Origin of the sequence: Psychrobacter sp. TB20-MNA-CIBAN-0197 (genome assembly GCF_040309765.1) — a bacterium.
Classification (GTDB): Bacteria; Pseudomonadota; Gammaproteobacteria; order Pseudomonadales; family Moraxellaceae; genus Psychrobacter; species Psychrobacter submarinus.
This window is the reverse complement of record NZ_JBEOPC010000065.1, coordinates 1-1,652: the sequence shown is the minus strand read 5'-3', so window position 1 is coordinate 1,652 and position 1,652 is coordinate 1. Positions and strand designations below refer to the sequence as shown.

General features: G+C 41.2%; 1 protein-coding gene. It reads right to left on the bottom strand.

Annotated features, from left to right (window positions below):
- Positions 1-306: 306 nt before the first annotated feature.
- The coding region (locus AAEY83_RS12620; protein ID WP_351059231.1) for a hypothetical protein at positions 307-1,652 on the bottom strand (1,346 nt) is incomplete at its 5' end.

Genomic DNA, 1,652 nt, shown 5'->3' with positions numbered 1-1,652 from the left:
TAAAAAGAGTGTTTTTTATTTATCTCTGTTTTTTGCTCATTTACTCTGTTTTCTGCTCATTTACTCTGTTTTCTGCTCATTTACTCTGTTTTCTGCTCATTTACTCTTTTTCTTTCTTGTAAGGTATTGATTTTAACAGGGAAAAAAGGCTCTTAAACAGGAGTAAACAGGAGTAAACAGGATTAAATAAACCCCTTAAAGAAACGGGTGATAAACTTTTTTGTGGATAAGTGAAAAATCATCACTTAAACCGCGTAGCTTGCCTAAGTAACTTATTTCTCAGTAACGGTTCTTTTGAGGATTAGATTAAGGACTAAATCCTCGACTGGGTGTATTAGTTCTACTCACTTGATGCTGATAGGACTCTAAACCGCTCTGTATCGCTTTGTGTTGGCTTTCAGACAACTCTTTACCATATCGCTCAGTAAACGTCTCTAAAGTGGCTTTAAGAGCCTCTGAGTAGGTTTTACGCTGGGTTGTTGGTAAGGAATTAACATCACGCAACGCAAGTTTGAATTGCTGACAGGTTTTATCCAAGATATCTGCTAAATGTTCTTTAGCAACCTCCCTTGCCTCAGCTGGGTAGTTATCCTGATTGATGTAATCCATTAATTCTTCTATATAGCTGAACGATGACATGGTGTCCCGAGTCATTCTGCCAACCTCTCCTGCGCTACCGCCTAGCTTGTCAATGATACTAGTATTAAATGTCGCACGCTTTTGATCAATATCGTCCCTAAAGTCCTCAAAATGCTTAATAAGTGCCAGATACTGCTCTCGTTCAGCTTTAGGATCACGCAAAAGCTTGATAATGGATTTGTTATTTTCAACCAGCGTGTAATCAAAACGTTTGCCCACTTGCTGTAAGTGATCTCTAAACCCTAGCGCTTTATCTTTATCTTCAATACCAAGGCGCTTTGCAAACTCGCTAAGTATCGCAACTTGACGCTTATCAAATTTATCAGGGGCATCCTCTATCGTTTCTCCTTGTGCCCAGCTGATTGCCATTGAATTGTGATGGCGTTGAATTAAACGCATGGCTAAGTGCAGCTTCATACGTTCAGCATACTCAAAGATTCTCTCATCTTTGTGACGGTTTGCTCGAGTGTCTCGATCAACTTGTCTTTGCTGTCGATCAAGTCGAGCAGCTCTTGCTCGTCGTGCTGCGTCATCGAAGGGGTTGGGGGCTGGTCTTGCACTTCGCTCAGTTGCTTTGTTAATTTCAATATTTGACTTTCCGATAGCTTCAGTGATTCCCTCAATTGCTTGTTTTGTGTCGTCAATTCTTTGTGTGAGCTTGTTATTTGCTTGTGCTGTGCCATTAATTCTTTGTTTTGTGTCATCACATCGCTTTGGTAGGTTTTCGCATCGTTTAGCTGCCCAAGCAATGCCTGATTTTGCCTCTTCAACGCATCGTTTTGTGTCGTCAACTCGAATTGCCGTTCTATTATTTTGTTCTGTGCAGTACGTAATGTGAGGTTCTGAGCTTCCAGAGAGGTGTTTTGCAAAATCAGCTCGCTGTTTTGTGCCTCCAATGCTGCCAGGTAGTCTTGCATTTTTCTCAGTTGCCCAAGCAAGTCCTTTTCTAAGTGCGCTAATTCGTCGCTCATTGTCTGCTTCCTGTTTGATATGGTTGTCAGCCACCAATTTAT